Source organism: Pseudoduganella rhizocola (assembly GCF_045984285.3).
Taxonomy (GTDB): Bacteria; Pseudomonadota; Gammaproteobacteria; order Burkholderiales; family Burkholderiaceae_D; genus Rugamonas.
The window spans coordinates 154,730-173,794 of sequence record NZ_JBJQIK030000006.1; the positions used below are offsets into that span (position 1 = coordinate 154,730).

Consider the following 19,065-nt stretch of genomic DNA (forward strand, 5'->3'; position numbering starts at 1 on the left):
TGCGTTCAGCGTTTGGCGGAGCGGGTGGCAACGTCCACCCATACCGCGAGCGTCAGGATCAGTCCCTTGACGATCATCTGCCAGTAGGTGTCCACGTCCAGCATGGACATGCCGTTATCGAGGCTGGCCATCACCAGTGCGCCGATCAGCGCGCCGTACACGGTGCCGGAACCGCCGCGCATCGAGGTGCCGCCGATGAAGCAGGCCGCGATGGCATCCAGCTCGCCGGAGGTGCCCGCCGACGGCGAGCCTGCAGCGAGGCGCGCGGTGTTGACCAGGCCGGCGAGGGCGCACATCAGGCCCATGATGCCGAAGATCCAGAGCTTGACGGCCTTCACATTGATGCCCGACAGGCGCGTAGCTTCCATATTGCTGCCCACGGCGTAGATGCGGCGGCCGAATACGGTCTGCGTGGTCATATAGGTGAAGATACCGAGGAGCGCGAGCAGCAGCAGCACGGGGAAGGGCACGCCTTCATAGCTGTTCAGCGTGGACACGAAGGCGAAGATCACGGCAGCGATGGCGGCCAGCTTCAGCGCATCGCGCCATACCGGCGCCTGTTCCAGGCCATGCTTGGCGCGGCTGCGGCGCTGGCTCCAGGCCAGGAACACGGCGATAGCGAACAGGCCCACGCCCAGCGCCACGCCCAGCTGCGGCGGCAGGTAGCCCTGGCCGATCTGCACCATATTATCCGAGACCGGCGCCACGGTAACGCCGTCGGTGATGCCGAGCACAATCCCGCGGTAGGCCAGCATGCCGCCAAGGCCCACGATGAACGACGGTATGTGCAGGTAGGCCGTGAGATAGCCGTTGAACAGGCCGAGCACCAGGCCGATGGCCAGCACGGCGATCAGGTTGACGGGCAGCGGCAGGCCGTGCGTGACATCCAGCACGGCGGCAATGCCGCCCAGGAGCCCCAGCAGGGAGCCGACCGACAGATCGATCTCGCCCGCGATAATCACCAGCGACATGCCGCAGGCCACGATCCCGGTAATGGCCATCTGGCGCATCAGGTTCGACATATTGCGCGGCGTGAGGAAGCCGCCTTCCGTCTTCCAGAAGAAGAACGCCCAGATCAGTGCAATGGCAATCAGCAGGGCAAGGATCTTGTACTGCGTGAACAGCTTTTTGAGTTGTGTGCTTTTCATGGGATTTCTGTTCGGTGGTTCAGTGGACCAGCGCTGCTGCCAGCACCGTTTCCTGTGTGAGGCCGTCATTGACGAAGTCGCCGCGCAGCTGGCCTTCGCCAATCACGAGCACCCGGTCGGAAACGCCCAGCACTTCCTGCAGCTCGGAGGACACCATGATGATGGACACGCCTTCGGCGGCCAGGTTCAGCATCAGCTGGTAGATCTCGAATTTGGCGCCCACGTCCACGCCGCGCGTCGGCTCGTCCAGGATCAGGATGCGCGGCTTGGTCAGCAGCATCTTGGACAGCACGGCCTTCTGCTGGTTGCCGCCGGAAAGCCCGGTAATCGGCAGGAAGGGGCTGGAAGTCTTGACTTTGAGGCGGTCGATTTCGCCGCGCACGGTGCGCAGTTCCTCGGCGTCGCTGATACGCGTGGCGTGCGAGAACTCCTGCAGCACGCTGAGCGTCATATTGTGGCCGACGCAGAGGTCGGGCACGATGCCGTGGTGCTTGCGGTCTTCCGGCACCATGGCCAGGCCGCAGCGGATCGATTTCAGCGGTGTGCTGGTATCGAGCTTGCGGCCGTCGAGCCACACTTCCGATGTGCAGGGACCTTCGTAGGCGCCGAAGATCGCCGAAACGAGCTCGGTGCGGCCAGCGCCCACCAGGCCGGCAATGCCCAGGATCTCGCCCTTGCGCAGCGAGAAGGAGATATTGTCCACGCGCTTGCGCTGCGGATTGTCCGCATCGAAGCAGCACACATTGCGCGCTTCGAATACCACCTCGCCCGGCGTATGTTTGCGCTCCGGGTAAAGCTGGTTCATTTCACGGCCCACCATCTGCGCGATGATGCGGTCGATGTTCATCTCGCTCATCGGCGTGGTGGCGATGTGCTGGCCGTCGCGGATGGTGACGATGGTGTCGCAGATGGCCGCAATCTCGTCCAGCTTGTGCGAGATGTAGACACAGGCCACGCCCTTCGCTTTCAGCGAGCGCACGATATCCAGCAGAACGGAAATTTCGGAAGCGGTCAGCGAGGATGAAGGCTCGTCCAGGATCAGGATGCGGGCCTTCTTGTTCAGCGCCTTGGCGATCTCGATCAGCTGCTGGTAGCCGCCGCCATACTGCTTCACCGGCAGCACCACGTTCACATCGCGGATATTCAGTTCGGCCAGCAGTTCCTCGGCGCGGCGGTTCATGGCGTCGTAATCCATGCGTCCGCCGGGCAGGGTGATTTCGTTGCCGAGGAAGATATTCTCCGCTACCGACAGCTCAGGCACCAGCATCAGCTCCTGGTGGATGATGACGATGCCTGCATCCTCCGTCTCGCGGATGGACTGTGCACGCAGCGGCGAGCCTTGCCAGAGAATTTCACCGTCCCATGTGCCATGGGGATAAACGCCGGACAGCACCTTCATCAAAGTTGACTTCCCGGCGCCATTCTCGCCGCACAGGCCGATGCACTCGCCCGGCCTTACCTTGATGTCGATACCATTCAATGCGCGAACACCGTCGAACTGCTTGACGATGTTCTTCATTTCAAGAAGGTAATCGGTCATGCCATTCGCGTTCAGTTAGCGGAGAGTTGCGCTTTCGTGTAGAAGCCGTCGTCCACCACCAGGTTGACGTTTGCCTTGGTCAGAGGCGTTGGTTTCAGCAGCAGCGTGTCGACCTTCTTGAAGCCGTTGTTGTAGGAAGCGTTAAAGCCCGGCTTCTCGTTGCGCACCAGCTGCACGGACAGTTTGGCCGCTTCGGCTGCCAGTACCTTCAGCGGCTTGTACACGGTAACGGTCTGGGTGCCCGCGATAACGCGCTTTACGGCGGCGAGGTCGGCATCCTGGCCGGAGACCGGCACCTTGCCCTGCAGCTTCTGCGCGGTCAGCGCCTGGATGGCGCCGCCGGCGGTGGCGTCGTTGGAGGCGACGATGGCGTCGATTTTGTTGCCGTTCGCGGTCAGCGCGTTCTCGATGATGGCCAGGGCTTCGGATGGGCTCCAGTCCTTCACCCACTGCTTGCCGACGACCTTGATATCGCCTTTGTCCACCAGCGGCTGCAGCACCTTCATCTGGCCTTCGCGCAGCATCTTGGCGTTGTTGTCGGTCGGCGCGCCGCCCAGCAGGTAGTAATTGCCCTTCGGTTTGGCGGCGACCACGGCCTGCGCCTGCATCTCGCCCACTTTCTCGTTGTCGAAGGAGATATAGGCGTCGATGTCGGAATTGAGGATCAGGCGGTCATAGGACACGACCTTGATCTTGGCCTTCTTCGCTTCGCGCACGGCGTTGTTCAGCACCGTGGCGTTGTAGGGAACGATCACCAGCACGTCCACGCCGCGCGAGATCAGGTTTTCGATCTGGGAGATCTGGCGCTGCTCGCTCGCATCCGCCGACTGCACATAGACTTTGGCGCCCAGCTTCTCGGCGGCTGCCGTGAAGTAGTCGCGGTCGCGGGTCCAGCGCTCCAGGCGCAGGTCGTCGATGGAAAAGCCGATTTTCGGATTCTTTGCATCCGCCATCGCCGCGCCGCTGGTCATGGCGAACAGCGCGCCCAGGATTGCCACTTTCAACTTCTTGTTCATCATTGTCTCCTAAGATTTGGGCCGCCGTCTACGTGGAGGCAGCCAGTATTCTGTGGTTAAGGCATCAGTGGTTATGCCGTGGAATGTTGTGTCCAACCCCCCGATACTCTACAGCCAATTCCATGCACGCCCCGAACTCCATCTGGCCGACGGTGGAGCGGTAAAGTTCCTGCCACGGCGTCTGGCTGGCAGGGAAGGCCGGAATACCCTCTGCCTTGCGCTTTGCCAGCTCTTCGTCGCTCACCACCATATTGCAGCTGCCGGTATTCAGGTCGATGCGGATGGTGTCGCCGGTGCGGATGTAAGCGAGGCCGCCGCCGACCGCGCTTTCCGGCGAGGCGTTCAGGATGGACGGGCTGGCGGAAGTGCCGGACTGGCGGCCGTCGCCCAGCGTCGGCAGGGCGTTGATGCCGCGCTTGATCAGCGCATCCGGCGGCTGCATGTTCACCACCTCGGCGGAACCCGGCCAGCCGATCGGGCCGGAACCGCGGATGACGAGGATGCAGTTCTCGTCGATGTTCAGGGAAGGATCGTTGATGCGGTCGTGGTAGTCGCCCGAGCCGTCGAACACGATGGCGCGGCATTCGAACACGTTCTCATGGCCCGGCCGCGACAGGTAGCGCTGGCGGAACTCTTCCGAAATGACGGAAGTCTTCATGATGGCGAAGTTGAACAGGTTGCCTTTCAGGACCATGAAGCCCGCCTGCTCCTTCAGCGGTGCGCTGAACGGCCAGATCATCTCGCGGTCCACGGTTTCGCGGCCTTTCAGGTTTTCCGCCATCGTCTGGCCGGTGACGGTAGGACGGTTGGAGCGCAGCTTGCCTGCCTGCTCCAGCTCCCACATCACGGCCGGCACGCCGCCGGCGCGGTGGAAGCGCTCGCCGAGGTATTTGCCGGAAGGCTGCATGTTCAGCAGCAACGGCACGTCATGGCCGTATTCCATCCAGTCTTCCGAACGCAGCTCCACACCGGCATGGCGCGCCATGGCGACGATGTGCTGCTGGGCGTTGGTGGAGCCGCCGATGGCGGCGTTGACCACGATGGCGTCCAGGAAGGCCTCGCGCGTCAGGATGGAGGAAGGGCGGATGTCCTGTTCGCACAGCTCAACGATGCGGCGGCCGGTGGCGTAAGCCATCTGGCCGCGTTCGCGGTAAGGCGCGGGAATTGCGGAGCAGCCGGTAAGCGACATGCCGAGCGCTTCGGCCATGGCGTTCATGGTCGATGCGGTGCCCATGGTGTTGCAGTGACCGGAGGAAGGCGCGGACGCGGTGGCGATCTGCAGGAACTTCTCGTTGTCGATTTCTTCGGCTGCCAGCTGGCGGCGCGCCTTCCAGATGGCGGTGCCGGAGCCAACCAGTTCGCCATCCAGCCAGCCGTCCAGCATCGGGCCGCCGGACAGCACGATGGCGGGAATGTCGACGGTGGAAGCGGCCATCAGCTGCGCAGGCGTAGTCTTGTCGCAGCCGGTGGTGAGCACCACGGCGTCGATCGGGTAGCCATGCAGGATCTCCACCAGGCCCATATAGGCCAGGTTGCGGTCGATGGCTGCCGTGGGGCGGCGGCAGTTCTCGAAGATGGGGTGCAGCGGGAACTCCATCGGAATGCCTCCCGCATCGCGGATGCCGTCGCGCACGCGCTTCGCCAGTTCCAGGTGAATGCGGTTGCAAGGGCTGATATCGCTGCCCGATTGGGCGATGCCGATAATCGGTTTGCCCGAACGCAGTTCTTCGGGCGTAATCCCGTAATTCATGAAGCGCTCGAGATAGAGCGCGGTCATGTCGATGAAGTCGGGATTGTCGAACCATTCCTGCGAACGGTAGCGGCGCTTTGTCATGTCTGAGCCTGCAGAGTAAATGAGTGCTGCGCCTGGCCGGGGGCCGCGACGCGGAATGAAAACAAGCCGCCCGCCAGCGGATACTTGCGGCGGTCCTCATCGCTCATGCCTTTCCATGCGGTGGTGGCGAAGGCAGTGCGCAGGTCAGGCCCGCCGAAGGCGATTTTCGTTATATTAGGGCATGGGAAGGCCAGGGCGCCTTCCAGTTTGCCGTCCGGTGCGTAGCGTTCCACGCGCGCGCCGCCGAACAGGGCGACCCACACATAGCCTGACGCATCCACGGCGGTGCCATCCGGATAGCCGCTGCCCTCGATGCGGGCAAACACGCGCTTGCGCGACAGCGTGCCGTCTTCCGCCAGGTCGAAGGCGTAAACCTCTTTCTTCAGCGTGTCGGTATGGTAGAAGGTGCGCCCGTCAGGGCTGGTGGCGGGGCCGTTGGTGATCACGTAGCCGTGGTCCAGCGCCTGCAGCTCGCCATTGCTGCGCAGGCGGTACAGCGAGCCGCTGGCCGCCGTTTCGGCATTGTCCATGGAGCCGAACCACAGGCTGCGGTCGGGGCCCACGTAGCCGTCGTTCATGCGGTTGCCGGGCAGGGAAGTTTCCAGCTCGCGCAGCAGCGTGAAGGCGCCGGTCTTCGGGTCGAAGCGCATCAGTTTGCCCGGCATGCCGCACACCATGCCGCCGTCCGCCATCGGCAGGGCAAAGCCGGTTTCGGCCGGCATTTGCCAGCTCTGGCGCGCACTGCCATCTTCGGCGCAACGGTGCAGCTGCAGCCCCTTGATGTCGACGAAGTACAGCATGTTCTCACCGGGATGCCATACCGGGCCTTCACCCAGTTTCGCGCCCAGGGCCCAGATGCACTGCGGCACGGCGGTGCTCATGATCCGTACCAGCCTGCGTCAACGAAGTAATCGCGGCCGGAGCAGCGCGCCGCGTTGTCGGAGGCGAGGAACAGCGTCAGCGCCGCCACGTCTTCCGGTTCCACGCGCTCGTGCAGGCACTGGGCCGCGAGGATCGCTGCTTCGTCTTCCGGCGAGTGCCACAGCTTCATCTGGCGCTCGGTCTTCACGGAGCCTGGAATGATGCAGTTGACGCGGATGCCTTCGGCGCCCAGGTCGCGCGCCAGTCCCCGGGTCAGGCCTTCGATGGCCGCCTTGGCGGTCATGTACAGGCTGAGGTTCCCCAGTGCGAGGTGCCAGGAAATCGAACCGAAGTTCAGGATCACGCCGCCGCCATTCGCCTTCATGCCCGGCGCTACGGCCTGGGCGCAGAAGAACTGGTGGCGCAGGTTAACCGCCAGGCTGTCGTCCCAGTATTGCGGCGTAACGTCCTTCACGTTGTGGCGGTTGTCGTTCGCGGCATTGTTGATCAGGATTTCGGCAGGGCCGTAATCGTTCTCGATCTGCGCAAACACTTCACCCACGGCCGTCAGGTCGGTCAGGTCGCAATGGATATACTTCGGCGGATGCTTTGCGCCGCTCAGGCTCTTTTCCAGCGCGAGCGATGCTTCGTCAGCGATATCGAGGAAGATGACCTTCGATCCCTGCTTGACGAAGGCGTCGACAATGGCTGCACCAATGCCGGTGCCGCCACCCGTGATGACGACACGCTTGTCATCCAGATTCGGGTAGGTGGCATACACCAACGGTTTTCTTTCGCCAGCCATCTTCAGTTACCTCCAGTTGAAATCCCCGCGCCGGACAGGCCGCGCCGCGCGAGGTTGCGATACAGGGCGCGAACGCCAAAAGTCCACGGTGCGATCTGGTCGCTGCGCTGAACATGATTAATCAGGGAACCCAGTGCCGGCGTGCTGATGGTGACGCGGTCGCCCAGGTGATGGGTGAAACCGCCGCCCGCCGCATCGCGGTCCTTGATAGGCGAGAACATGGTGCCCAGGAAGAGCATGAAACCGTCCGGATACTGGTGGTGGGGGCCGCTGGTCTGGGCCACCAGGTCGAGCGGGTCGCGGCTGATCTGGCGCATTTTGCTTTCGCCGTCCAGCACGAAGCCGTCGTCGGCGCCTTCGATCTTCATGCGCACTTCCGCATCGCGTACCGTATCAAGCGTGAACTTGTCGTCGAACAGGCGGATGAAGGGGCCGATCGAGCAGGAGCCGTTATTGTCCTTCGCCTTGCCCAGCAGGAGGGCGCTGCGGCCTTCGATGTCGCGCAGGTTCACGTCGTTGCCGAGGGCCGCGCCCACCACCTTGCGCTGGCTGGTAACAGCCAGCACGATCTCAGGTTCAGGGTTGTTCCACTTCGAATCCGGGTGCAGGCCCACGTCGGCGCCGAAACCGACCGCCGACATCGGCTGCGATTTCGAGAACACTTCGGCGTAAGGGCCGATGCCTACTTCCATATATTGCGACCATGCGCCGCGGGCGATGAAGGCCTGCTTCAGCTTCTCCGCTTCCGGCGAGCCGGGCTTGATGCTGGACAGGTCGGAACCGATGGATTCCAGCAGCGATTTGCGCAGCGTGTCAGCGCGTGCGGCGTCGCCGCCGGCCTGTTCCTCGATCACGCGTTCCAGCAGGCTGACGGCGAAGGTCACGCCGCAGGCCTTGATGGCCTGCAGGTCGCAGGGCGCCAGCAGGCGGGGGCGCATGGACTCGGGCTGCAGCGCCGCTTCCAGCAGCTGCTGCACGGAACCGAGATGCTCGCCGGGCGCCGAACGGGCCACGCTGAGCAGGTCATCGCGTTCCAGCAGGTCGGCCATTGTGCTGACGTGCGGCGTAATGTCGATTACTTCGCCATTGCGGACGGCCACCACGCAGGGACCATTGATTTCGCCGCTCCGCCACACGCGGCCGACGAGGAGAGCGTCCTGCAGATCGGACGGTAATTGCGGCACTGCTGACGCAAGCTTCATAGCTGTCTCCAGTTTCTCGTTATTGATATTTCAGCTGCGGCCAAGGCTTGGCAGCTTGGGCGAATAGGTCCAGCCCGGAATCAGGTACTGCATGGCCATGGCGTCGTCGCGTGCGCCAGTGCCGACTTTCTTGAACAATTCATGCGCCGCATTGATGCGGTCCATATCCGGCTCGATGCCGAGGCCCGGACGGTCCGGCACGGCCACTTCGCCGCCGACGATCCGCAGCGGGTCGCGCGTCAGGCGCTCCTGGCCTTCCTGCCAGATCCAGTGCGTGTCGATGGCGGTGATATTGCCCGGCGCCGCGGCGGCGGCGTGCGTGAACATGGCCAGCGACACGTCGAAGTGGTTGTTCGAATGCGAGCCCCAGGTCATGCCCCATTCCTGGCACAGCTGCGCCAGGCGCACGGAGCCCTGCATGGTCCAGAAGTGCGGGTCGGCCAGCGGAATATCGACGGCGCCCAGCAAGTGCGAGTGCGCCATCTGGCGCCAGTCGGTTGCCACCATATTGGTTGCGGTAGGAATGCCGGTCGCACGGCGGAATTCCGCCATGATCTCGCGGCCGGAATAGCCGTTCTCCGGGCCGCAGGGATCTTCGGCATAGGCCAGCACGTGGCCCTGGCCGCGGCACAGGCGAACCGCTTCGTCCAGCGACCAGGCGCCGTTCGGGTCCAGCGTTACGCGCGATTCGGGGAAACGGGCCTTGATGCCGGCGACAGCTTCCATCTCTTCCTCGCCGCGCATCACGCCGCCCTTCAGTTTGAAGTCGCGGAAGCCGTACTTCGCTACCGTCGCTTCAGCCTGCGCCACAATGGAGGCAGCCGTCACGGCTTCCTGGTGGCGCATGTGGTACCAGTCGTCGCCGGCGCCGCTGCCCGCCAGGTAGGGCAGGCCGGTGCGGCTACGGTCGCCGATATAGAACAGGTAGGCCAGCATCGGCACGCGGTCGCGCTGCTGCCCGGAGCCCAGCAGCTCGCAGACGGGCACGTTCAGGTGCTGTCCCAGCAGGTCGAGCAGGGCGGCTTCCACGGCCGTCACCACATTCTCAAGCCGCAGGTTGATTTCGTGGGGCTGTTTCAGCACCGCCGCTTCCGCTGCGGAAGTCACCTGGTGCTGCATGCCGCTCGCGCCTTTGCCCGCGATGCCTTCGCGGATGGCGTTCAGCGTGCGGTTGAAGCGGCCGATCTGCGTCCCGACCACGCGCGGGATGGAATTCTCGAGCGCCTTCTGGATGCCTGCGCCGCCCGGCACTTCGCCGATGCCGGTGTGGCCAGCGCTGTCTTTCAGCAGTACGAGCGTGCGGGTGAAGTAAGGCGCGTGTGCGCCGCACAGGTTGAACAGCATGCTGTCGAAACCCGCTACCGGAATGACCTGCATCTCAGTGATGACAGGGCTTCCGTTTGTCTCCGTTTTTGTTGCTTGTACCATCTACTTCACCTAAAATGAATAGCGCTACCATAACATCGTGTGAGGGCTTTATGCAAGCAGTTCGGCGTCTGATGTGCATTTGTGTCACCGGCATGATTTTTTGCCTGAATCCGGCCACAGCGGCCGGTCCGAAAAAGCCGGGGGAGCAATGGCATTGGGTTGCCGCCTGGGGGGCCGCACAGATGGTGCCGGAACCGAATAATGAGCTGCCGGCCGAGCACTGGCGGGACAGCAGCCTGCGCCAGATCGTGCATACCTCGCTGGGCGGCAAACGCCTGCGCGTGCGCATCAGCAATGCCTTCGGCACCGAGCCGCTGGAGCTGCAGGGCGCCAGCATCGCCCGCGCCGTGGCCCTGGGCCAGGCGGACGTGAAGAACGTGAAGCGCCTCACCTTTGGCGGCCACGATAGCGTCATGATCCCGGCCGGCGCCGAGTATTACAGCGACGCGGTCGATTTCGAGCAGAAGGCGGGCAGTGATCTCGCCGTCACCATGTATTTCAAGGATGCGCCGGGACGCCAGACCAGCCACCCCGGATCGCGCGCAACCAGTTTCGTCGGCAAGGGCAACCGCGTACTGGATGCGGCATGGCCGGACGCGGACAAGGTAGTGCACTGGTATGCCCTGTCGGATATCGAGGTACAGGCGCCGCGCAGGCAGAAAGCTGTTTCCGTCATCGGCGATTCGATTACGGACGGCTATGGCGTGACCACCGATACCAGCACGCGCTGGCCCGACTTCCTGGCGGAGCGGCTGGCCCGCGCCGGACAGCCTATGGGCGTGGTCAACGCAGGCATCGGCGGCGGCCGCATGCTGCGCGACGGCCTGGGATTCAACCTCGCGGCACGTTTCGAACGCGACGTGGTCGGCCGCGCCGGCGTGTCGCACGCCATTGTGCTGATCGGGGTGAACGATTTCGGCACCCAGCGCCGTGCAGGGAAGGATACGCCCGAGGCGCGCGCGAAGCTGCTGGAAGATCTGAAAGTGGCCCACCGCCAGATCGTTGAGCGTGCGCACCTGCATGGCATCTGCGTCATCGGGGCCACGCTCACCCCTTACAGCGGCAGCGACTATTACAAGCCCGCCGCCGCCAATGAGGCGGACCGGCAGCAACTGAACGAATGGATACGCAGCTCCGGCGTGTTCGACGCGGTAGCGGACTTCGATGCCGCGCTGCGCGACCCGTCACGGCCGGACCATATGCGGAAGGAATTCGACCTCGATGGACTGCACCCGTCCGGCGCGGGATACCGCGCCCTGGCGGACGCCGTTCCCCTGAAGGCCCTGAGCCAGTGCGGGGTGGCACAATGAAGCGCCTGGTCGGCTCCATTGCGCTGGCAATGGCGGTATCCGTGGCCGCGGCCGCGCCGGTAACGTATAAAAATCCCGTGGTGCCCGGCTTCCACGCCGATCCGAGCGTATGCCGCGTCGGCAAGGATTACTATCTCGCCACCAGCAGTTTCGAATACTTCCCCGGCGTTCCCATCTTCCATAGCCGCGACCTGGTGCACTGGCGCCAGATCGGCCATGCGCTGACGCGGGAAAGCCAGCTGCCGCTCAAAGGGCAGCGCGCTTCGCGCGGCATTTTTGCGCCCACGCTGCGCTGCCATGAAGGCAGCTTCTACCTCATCACGACCAATATCGAGAACGGCGGCAATTTCTACGTGCACACGAAAGACCCGGCCGGGGAGTGGTCGGAACCGGTATGGCTGAAGGAAGCCACATTCGGCATGGACCCCTCGCTGCTCTTCGATGACGACGGCAAGGTGTATTACACCCGGCATGGCGGCGGCGAGCGGGGCGGCGTCTACCAGGCAGAACTCGATATGAAGACCGGCAAGCTGCTGGGCGAGGCGCGGCTGATCTGGCCAGGTACCGGCGGCGTATGGCCGGAAGGTCCGCACCTGTACAAGCATGAGGGCATGTACTACCTGATGATCTCGGAAGGCGGCACCTCCTACGAGCATTCGATTACCGTCGCCCGTTCCAGCTCCCCGTGGGGGCCGTTCGAGGCCTACAGCGGAAATCCCATCCTCACGCACCGCAACCATCCCGAGCTGCCTTTGCAGGCCACCGGCCATGGCGACCTGGTACAGGCCGATAATGGAAGCTGGTGGATGGTATTGCTCGGCATCCGGCCGCACGAGCGCCAGCATCATATTGGCCGCGAAACCCTGCTCGCCCCCGTCAGCTGGAACGCGCAGGGCTGGCCGGTCGTCAACGGCAACAAGCCGCTCGGTACAACGATGACCGTGGACGGCCTGCCGAAGCAGGCGCCGTGGCCCGCGGAACCGGTGCGCACGGACTTCAACAAGGGCAAACTTGCCCTGCACTGGACGCATCTGCGCGATGGCGCGGAAGGCCAATGGACGCTCAGCGAACGTCCCGGCTACCTGCGGCTGAAAGGTTCTGCGGAAACGCTGGAAGACATCGCATCGCCGGCCTTTGTCGCACGCCGGCAGCAGCACCTGCGCATGCGGGCAGCAACTCAGCTCGAGTTCACACCCGCCGGCGAGCAGCAGGCGGCCGGCCTTGTGCTGCGCCAGAACGAAGAGAATCACTATGCCTTGCGTGTTACGGGCGTGGCCCGGCGCCGCATCGAGCTGCTGCAACGGGTGAAAGGCAAGACCAGCATCGCGGCCAGCGCGCCGCTGCCGGCAGGGCCGGTGCGCCTGCAGGTGGAAGCTTTCCCCGACCGCTACGAGTTTTCCTATGCGGCCGGCAAGGGCGCGATGAAAGCGGTCGGAACGCTGCCGACGCGTGCACTGTCGTCTGAAAGTGCGGGCGGCTTTACCGGCGTGTTCGTCGGCATGTATGCGGCAGGTGAGAACAATATGGCGCCAGCGGACTTTGCGTGGTTCGACTACGAGGCGCCCGGAGACAAGTAATGACGAAGAGCTTGATGAAGCTGGCCGCCGCCGCGCTCGCGGTGTGGCTGGTGGCGGTGCCTGCCCGGGCCCTTGGCAACAAGACCGTCGTGCGTTTTGAACGCGTACCGGATGCAGTGCAGCTGGCCGCCGGCGGCAAGGCTGCAACGCTGTACCTTGACCAGCAGGACTGGCCCGGTGTGATTCGAGCGGCGCGCGACCTGCAGGACGATATCAAGCGTGTCAGCAACGCGTCTCCGGCGCTGAAATTCGGCTCGCCGTCCGGCAGGGAAGCAGTCATTATCGGCACGCTGGGAAAGAGCGCACTGATTGACAAGCTGGCGGCGGCGGGGAAAATCGATGTGGCGGCTATCCGCGGCAAATGGGAAGGCTGGACCATGCAGACCGTCGCCGATCCGGCGCCGGGCGTATCGCGCGCGCTGGTCATTGCTGGCAGCGACAAGCGCGGCACGATCTACGGCATGTATGAGCTGTCCGAGCAGATCGGCGTGTCGCCATGGCACTGGTGGGCCGATGTGCCGCCGCAGCGCCATGCGGCGATTGCCGTCAGCGTGCCTCGGGCGCTCAGCGACGCGCCGGTGGTGCAGTACCGCGGCATTTTTCTCAATGACGAGGCGCCCGCGCTCACCGGCTGGGTAAAGCAGCGCTACGGCGGCTACAAGCACGGCTTCTACGAAAAGGTCTTCGAGCTGATCCTTCGCCTGCGCGGCAACTACCTGTGGCCCGCGATGTGGGACGCGGCCTTCTTCGATGACGATCCCCTCAACGGCAAACTGGCGGACGAATACGGCATCGTCATGGGCACCTCGCACCATGAGCCCATGATGCGCGCTCACAAGGAATGGCAGCGCTATGGCAAGGGGCCATGGGATTACCAGCGCAACGAAGAAGTGCTCAGGGACTTCTGGCGCGGCGGACTGCGTGCGACGAAGGACTACGAGAAGATCATCACGCTGGGCATGCGCGGCGACGGCGATGAGCCGATGTCGGAAGAATCGAACGTAGCGCTGCTGCAGCGTATCGTGCGCGACCAGCGCGAGATGATTGCGCAGGAGATCAGGCCAGATATCAGCCAGGTGCCGCAGGCATGGGCACTGTACAAGGAAGTGCAGGATTACTACGAGAAGGGCATGCGGGTGCCGGACGACGTGCTGCTGCTGTGGTGCGACGACAACTGGGGCAATATCCGCCGCCTGCCGACTGCCGAGGAGCGCAAGCGGCCGGGCGGTGCGGGCGTCTATTACCACTTCGATTACGTCGGCGGCCCGCGTTCCTATAAATGGCTGAACGTCACGCCGATCCCGAAGATCTGGGAACAGATGCACCTGGCATGGAAGTATGAGGCCACGCGCATGTGGATCGTCAACGTGGGCGACCTGAAGCCGATGGAAGTGCCGATCGAGTTCTTTTTGAGCTATGCGTGGAACCCGGAAAAGTGGCCTGCCGGGCGGCTGCCTGCCTACCTGCAGCAGTGGGCTCAGCGCGAGTTCGGCGCGAAGCATGCGGCCGATATTGCCGACATCGTGGACAAGTACACCCGCTACAACGGCCGCCGCAAGCCCGAACAGCTGGAACCGGAAACCTACAGCCTGGCCAACTACCGCGAAGCGGAACGCATCGTGGCCGACTACAAGGAACTTGCCGTCCGCGCCGAAAAGATCTCGGCAGACCTGCCGAAGAACCAGCGCGACGCGTTCTTCCAGCTGGTGCTGCATCCGGTAAAGGCCGGCGCCATCGTCAACGAGCTGTATGTGACGGCAGGCCTGAACCGCCTGTATGCGAAGCAGGGCCGGACTTCGGCCAACGACCTCGCGGCGCGCGCCCGTGAACTGTTCCGCCAGGACGCGGAGCTGACCCGCCAGTATCACGAAATGAACGGCGGCAAATGGAACCATATGATGTCGCAGGCCCACCTCGGTTATACCTACTGGAACCAGCCGCCGCGCAATGTGATGCCTGCCGTGAGCGAGATCCAGGTGCCGCGCGCGGGCGATATGGGGGTAGCGGTGGAAGGCAGCGAGAACGTATGGCCCGGTCCCGGTGGCGATGCATTGAAAACGCCTTCGCTCAACAACGCTGCTGCGGCGCCCCAGTTCGTGCAGGTATTCAACCGTGGCGAGCAGCCTTTCCGCTTCACGGCAAAGGCAAGCGAGCCGTGGCTTGTGCTCAGCAAAACCAGCGGCAATGTCGCACGCGGCGAGCGCTTGCAGGTCGACGCGCGCTGGAGTGATGTTCCCACAGGCAGCCATACTGCCACGGTGACGATCACGGGACCAGCTGGCGAAGTGAAGGTGCAGGTGCCGGTGGTGAAGGCGGATTTGCCGTCAACGCCGGGCTTCGTGGAAACGGATGGCGTGGTGGCGATGGAAGCCGGGCATTTCACCCGCGCGGTATCGCCCGTTGGCCGTTCATGGCTCACCATTCCAGGCCACGGCCGCACGCTTTCCGGCGTTGCGGCGCAGCCGGTGCTGGCGCCGGCATTGAGCACCGCGGATGGCATGCGCCTTGAATACGATATGCATATGGCCAGCAGCGGCAAGGTGAAGGTCGGCATCACGCTGGCGCCTACGCTGAAGTTCCAGCCGGGGCAGGGCCTGCGCTACGCGGTATCGGTTGATGACGAGGCGCCGCAGATCGTGAACGTGCATGCGGATGCGTCGCTGAAGGCCTGGGAACGCATGGTGTCCGATGGCGCCGCGCAGTTCACGACTGAACATACCGTTGCGAAGCCGGGCAGGCATGTATTGAAGTTCTGGGCCCTGGATGCAGGCCTCGTGGTGCAGAAACTGGTGGTGGATGCAGGCGGCCAGCGGCCGAGCTACCTCGGACCGCCGGAAAGCCCGCGTTTGCCTTGAATCAGGCTCGCTGCGGCATGGCCCGCAGCGAGTCGGCGATTGCCTGGCGCATCGGCTTGGCCTGGAATTTCTCGTCAAACGGTGCGCAGCGCATCTGCAGGCCGTCCTTGCGCGAAGCGTCTCTCAGGCCCTGCAGCCAGCTCAGGTGGTCGGCCATGCCCCACAGCAGGAAGTCCTTCACCTGCGGATAGCTGAGCGTCACATCCAGATATTCTTTCGTCAGCGCGGCCACGCCTGCATCGCGCTGCGCCAGGTCGGCGGGGAACTGCTTGTCGTTGACATCGAATTCCGTGATCAGCAGGTCCAGGCCCATGCCGGTCACTTCGTCCAGGAACTTGCGCCACTCGCGCACCACGGCCGGCTTGTTGGCCGAGTCTTCCCAGCCGCCGATGTGGCTCTGGATACCCAGCGCATGGATCGGGGCGCCGCGCTTTTTCAACTCGTGCAGCAGGCGCAGCACGCCTGCGCGGTGTTTCGCATTCTCCGCGTTCCAGTGCATGAAGTCGTTATAGACCAGCTGCGCATGGGGCGCGGCTTCATGCGCGAGCCGGAAGGCGAGTTCGATCTCCGATGCCGTGCCGCCCAGCCGTTCGGAGAGCACGTTCGCATGGTATTCGCCGGTCTTGCGGTCAATGGCTTCGTTGACCACGTCGTAGCTGATGATGTCCTTGCCGAAGTGGCTGCACACCGAGTTGATGTGCTTCTTCAGCAGGGCTTCTGCCGCCTTCCCGCCCTGGGCGCCGAACTTGTATGAGTTCACCCAGTCCGGCAGCCATTTCGGCTCCTGCCAGATCAGCGTGTGGCCGCGGATCGCCATGCCGTTCGACTTCGCCCAGGCGAACATCTCATCGGCGGGCCCGAAATTCATCTTGCCCTCGGCGGGCTCGATCTGCGGCCACTTGGTTTCATTTTCGGCCACGATGATGTTGCACTCGCGGGCCATGAGGGCACGGTAGGCCGGATCCTCGAACCTTCCCTTGCCGGTACCCATGGCATTCCCGAAGCGCAGGCCCTTGCGCTGTGCGATGGCTTTCAGCGGCTCTGCACCTTCAGCGGCATGCAGGGCTTGCAGGGGAAGCAGGCCTGCGCCGAGTATTTTCAATGTGTCGCGTCGTGTAATGGTCATAGTATTTCCAGGCGTGTGGACTTGAGGTCACGGGAGTTGGGGCCGGTCATGATGTCGTAGCGGCCGGGTTCTACGATTTCGCGCATGGCCGCGGACCAGCGCTTGAAAGCTGCGGCGTCGAGGCGGAAGCGCACCGTGCGCCGCTCGCCTGCCTTCAGGTATACGCGCTCGAAGCCGCGCAACTGCTTCACAGGCCGCGTAACGGAGCCATCGAGGCCATGGATATAGAGCTGGACGACCTCGTCGCCGGCGCGCGATCCTGTATTGCGGACCTCGACATTCACTGTGACCTTGCCGTCACGGCCAATGCGCGCCGCCGACAGGCGGGGCGTTCCGGTCTCGAAACTGGTGTAGCTCAGGCCGAACCCAAAGGGGAACAGCGGATCGCCGTGGCGCATGGACGGCTTGGCATAGTAGTACAGCGGAATCTGCGTCGCGTCGCGCAGCACACTGACGGCCAGCTTCGCGCCCGGATTGATATCGCCAAAGAGTGCTTTGGCCATGGCGGTGCCGCCTTCCTGCCCCATATACCAGCATTCGAGCAGCGCATTCGCTTTTTCCACCACGTTCGGATAGCTGGGCGGCCTGCCGTTGATGGCCAGTACCACTACCGGCTTGCCGAGCGCATGCAGCGCATCCATCAGGGCATTCTGCTCTCCGAGCAGGTCCAGCCCGATGCGGTCGCCCAGGTGGTTCTTCGCAAAGGCTTCACGGCTGGTCTGTTCCGTGTCGCCGATGGCGAGCAGGATGATGTCGCAGGTGTTCGCCAGCGCTACCGCCTCGCCTATCAGTTCATGGTTGCGGGCCGGGTCGCCCAGCAGCACCTCGTCTGCGCTGCGGTCTTCGCTTTGTGTGATGAATACGCCCTGCGCGTGCAGCACTTCCGCCGTGCCGGCAAGGCGCGCCTTCACGCCTTCCAGCAGCGATACCGGGTTGCGTGGTTCGCTGGAATAGCCTCCCAGCCGTGCAATCGCGGCATTCGGGCCGATGACGGCGACGCGGCGGTGCGCGCCCGGCTGCAGCGGCAGCACGCCGTCGTTCTTCAGCAGGCAGATCGAGCGTTCCGCCGAGCGCAGGGCGAGGGCGCGTGCCTCGGCATTGCCAGTGAGCGCCATGGCTGCCGCGGCGTCGCCGTAGGGGTTCTCGAACAGCCCGGCGCGGAACTTGAGCGACAGCATGCGCGCGCAGGCACGGTCGATGGCCGCCAGCGGCACGGCGCCGGCGCGGACCAGCGCTGGCAGGCTGCGGAAAGCCGTGCCGTCCGGCAGTTCGCTGTCCACGCCTGCTTCGACCGCGCGCACTGCGGCAGCCGGGAAGTCGGGCACCACATGGTGCAGCGATTGCAACTGCTCCACCGCGTTATAGTCGCTGACGACCACGCCGTCGAACTTCCATTCGCGGCGCAGTACGTCTTCCAGCAGCCAGCGGTTCACGTGGGACGGCACGCCGTCAATCTCGTTATAAGAGGGCATGACGGCGCTGATGCCGGTGCGTTCGACCAGGGCGCGGAAAGGCGGGAAGAAGTTCTCGCGCAGCTCGCGCTCGGCAATTGGCGCCGGGCCCACGTTGGTGCCGGACTCCGGCTGGCCATGCCCCGTCATATGTTTCAGGGTGGCGAACACCTTGCCGGGGCCGAGCACGCGGCCATCGCCCTGGAGGCCGCGCACCGAGGCCACGCCCATTTCGGCGCACAGGAAAGGGTCTTCGCCAAAGGTCTCTTCGATACGGCCCCAGCGCGGATCGCGCGCAATATCCACTACCGGAGACAGCGCGAGATGCGCCCCATGCGCGCGCATCTCGCGTGCGATCACGCTGTTTACATCATGCACGAGCTGCGTATCGAAGCTGCCCGCAAGGGCCAGCGCGGAAGGGAAGCAGGTGGCGCCCGGCGCCATGTAGCCGTGCAGCGTCTCTTCGTGGAATAGCACCGGTATGCCGAGCCTTGTGTTGGTGACTGCCCAACGCTGAATGTCATTGATGAAGCGCACCGTATCTTCGCTGCCGCGCCAGCGCTGGCCCTGTATTGCAGGCGCACCCTTGCGGTCGGAAGGGCGGGTGACCTGGCCGAAGCCGTGCGGATAGGCCTTGCCTGCCTTTTCAGGCGAGAAGTCCGCGCCGCCCTGGACCATGATATCGGCCTTGGTGCTCCACAGGGCAATCATCTGGCTGATTTTTTCGTCGAGCGTCATGCGCGACAGCAGGTCGGCGACCCGTTTCTCCACCGGCAGGGCAGGGTTACGGTACGGCAGCGTCGCTTCGCCCAGTACCGTTCCAAGCGCCCGTACCGGCGCGAGAGCGCTGGCGCCGAGCCCTGCGAGCGACTGCAGCAGCTTGCGCCGTCCTGTGTGAACCATCCTGTCTCC

General features: G+C 64.0%; 13 protein-coding genes. 3 read left to right on the top strand and 10 right to left on the bottom strand.

Going from position 1 to position 19,065, the window contains the following annotated elements:
• Positions 1 to 5: 5 nt before the first annotated feature.
• From ACJRPG_RS15290 to ACJRPG_RS15325, 8 genes are all read right to left on the bottom strand, one after another.
• Positions 6 to 1,148, bottom strand: coding sequence for a sugar ABC transporter permease (locus ACJRPG_RS15290; RefSeq protein ID WP_408000949.1), 1,143 nt, complete (start codon positions 1,146 to 1,148; stop codon positions 6 to 8).
• Positions 1,149 to 1,167: 19 nt separating this feature from the next.
• Entirely contained in the window at positions 1,168 to 2,688 is a 1,521-nt protein-coding gene (gene xylG / locus ACJRPG_RS15295) for a D-xylose ABC transporter ATP-binding protein (protein ID WP_408000950.1), read from the bottom strand.
• 11 nt (positions 2,689 to 2,699) lie between these two features.
• On the bottom strand, positions 2,700 to 3,704 hold the full coding sequence (xylF, locus tag ACJRPG_RS15300) for a D-xylose ABC transporter substrate-binding protein (protein ID WP_408000951.1): 1,005 nt from the start codon (positions 3,702 to 3,704) through the stop codon (positions 2,700 to 2,702).
• Between the two features lie 64 nt (positions 3,705 to 3,768).
• On the bottom strand, positions 3,769 to 5,538 hold the full coding sequence (locus tag ACJRPG_RS15305) for an IlvD/Edd family dehydratase (protein ID WP_408000952.1): 1,770 nt from the start codon (positions 5,536 to 5,538) through the stop codon (positions 3,769 to 3,771).
• Positions 5,535 to 6,419, bottom strand: a complete 885-nt coding sequence (locus tag ACJRPG_RS15310) for an SMP-30/gluconolactonase/LRE family protein (protein WP_408000953.1) — start codon at positions 6,417 to 6,419, stop codon at positions 5,535 to 5,537. The genes ACJRPG_RS15305 and ACJRPG_RS15310 overlap by 4 nt, the downstream gene beginning before the upstream one ends.
• Positions 6,416 to 7,183, bottom strand: a complete 768-nt coding sequence (xylB, locus tag ACJRPG_RS15315; RefSeq protein ID WP_408001090.1) for a D-xylose 1-dehydrogenase — start codon at positions 7,181 to 7,183, stop codon at positions 6,416 to 6,418. Before xylB ends, ACJRPG_RS15310 begins: the two co-directional genes overlap by 4 nt.
• Before the next feature lie 23 nt (positions 7,184 to 7,206).
• Positions 7,207 to 8,406 carry a fumarylacetoacetate hydrolase family protein gene (locus ACJRPG_RS15320; RefSeq protein ID WP_408000954.1) on the bottom strand — a complete coding sequence of 400 codons (1,200 nt, stop codon included), beginning with the start codon at positions 8,404 to 8,406 and terminating at the stop codon, positions 7,207 to 7,209.
• Between the two features lie 30 nt (positions 8,407 to 8,436).
• Complete coding sequence (locus tag ACJRPG_RS15325; protein WP_408000955.1) at positions 8,437 to 9,834, bottom strand: enolase C-terminal domain-like protein; 1,398 nt, start codon at positions 9,832 to 9,834, stop codon at positions 8,437 to 8,439.
• A gap of 92 nt (positions 9,835 to 9,926) precedes the next feature.
• On the opposite strand from ACJRPG_RS15325, the gene ACJRPG_RS15330 reads away from it, so the two are divergent.
• From ACJRPG_RS15330 to ACJRPG_RS15340, 3 genes are read left to right on the top strand one after another with little or no spacing between them, the layout of a single operon-like run.
• Positions 9,927 to 11,144, top strand: coding sequence for an SGNH/GDSL hydrolase family protein (locus tag ACJRPG_RS15330; protein ID WP_408000956.1), 1,218 nt, complete (start codon positions 9,927 to 9,929; stop codon positions 11,142 to 11,144).
• On the top strand, positions 11,141 to 12,721 hold the full coding sequence (locus ACJRPG_RS15335) for a glycoside hydrolase family 43 protein (RefSeq protein WP_408000957.1): 1,581 nt from the start codon (positions 11,141 to 11,143) through the stop codon (positions 12,719 to 12,721). Before ACJRPG_RS15330 ends, ACJRPG_RS15335 begins: the two co-directional genes overlap by 4 nt.
• Positions 12,721 to 15,576, top strand: a complete 2,856-nt coding sequence (locus ACJRPG_RS15340; RefSeq protein WP_408000958.1) for a glycosyl hydrolase 115 family protein — start codon at positions 12,721 to 12,723, stop codon at positions 15,574 to 15,576. The genes ACJRPG_RS15335 and ACJRPG_RS15340 overlap by 1 nt, the downstream gene beginning before the upstream one ends.
• A gap of 1 nt (position 15,577) precedes the next feature.
• Here the strand turns inward: ACJRPG_RS15340 and ACJRPG_RS15345 are convergent, their stop codons facing one another.
• Positions 15,578 to 16,702: an endo-1,4-beta-xylanase gene (locus ACJRPG_RS15345; RefSeq protein WP_408000959.1), complete on the bottom strand. Its 1,125-nt coding sequence runs from the start codon at positions 16,700 to 16,702 to the stop codon at positions 15,578 to 15,580.
• Positions 16,699 to 19,056 (bottom strand): glycoside hydrolase family 3 N-terminal domain-containing protein, encoded by a 2,358-nt coding sequence (locus ACJRPG_RS15350; protein ID WP_408000960.1) that lies wholly within the window; start codon positions 19,054 to 19,056, stop codon positions 16,699 to 16,701. The genes ACJRPG_RS15345 and ACJRPG_RS15350 overlap by 4 nt, the downstream gene beginning before the upstream one ends.
• Positions 19,057 to 19,065: the final 9 nt, after the last annotated feature.